Origin of the sequence: Methylophaga sp. UBA1464, from assembly GCF_002325665.1 — a bacterium.
Lineage (GTDB): Bacteria > Pseudomonadota > Gammaproteobacteria > Nitrosococcales > Methylophagaceae > Methylophaga.
In genome coordinates, this window is the sequence record NZ_DCSO01000049.1 from 1 (window position 1) to 654 (window position 654).

1 protein-coding gene is annotated in these 654 nt (G+C 45.9%); it reads left to right on the forward strand.

Going from position 1 to position 654, the window contains the following annotated elements:
* On the forward strand, positions 1-471 hold a 471-nt coding region (locus B3O33_RS05900), incomplete at its 5' end, for a S1 RNA-binding domain-containing protein (RefSeq protein WP_292363181.1).
* Between the last annotated feature and the right edge of the window lie 183 nt (positions 472-654).

Consider the following 654-nt stretch of genomic DNA (forward strand, 5'->3'; position numbering starts at 1 on the left):
GCCTATGCGCATTTCACCTCGCCAATTCGTCGCTATCCGGATTTATTGGTTCATCGAGCCATCAAACATGCCATTTCCAGGCAAAAAAAGGCAGCCTGGCGGTATTCCGAAGAAGCTATGGTTCAGCTGGGCGAGCATTGCTCCATGGCCAGCCGTCGCGCCGATGAAGCCACTCGTGACGTCGCTGACTGGCTCAAATGCGAATATATGCGTGATCGTGTTGGTGAAGTACATGAAGGTGTCATTAGCGGGGTAACGGGCTTTGGCTTATTCGTTGAACTCAGTGATATATATATAGAAGGTTTGGTTCATGTCACGGCCCTTAAAAATGATTATTACCAGTTTGATGCCAGTGGTCATCGATTAATGGGTGAAAGAACGCGTAAATCCTATCGTTTGGGTGATTCTATTCGGGTTAAAGTGGTACGCGTTGATCTGGATGAAAAGAAAATCGATCTGGATTTGGCTTAGTGCCTGTTGAGCTTTCATAGCGGCCTCAGTTGTGGCTCTGAAAGATAAACAGCCCCTAAGACCTCAATTTCCCTTGACCAGAAAAATAAAGGCAGTACAATTGTCGACTTCCTGAAAGTCACCCAGTTATTTGAGTAACTTTCTGAATAGATTTCTGTGGTGAGTGTAGCTCAGTTGGTAGAG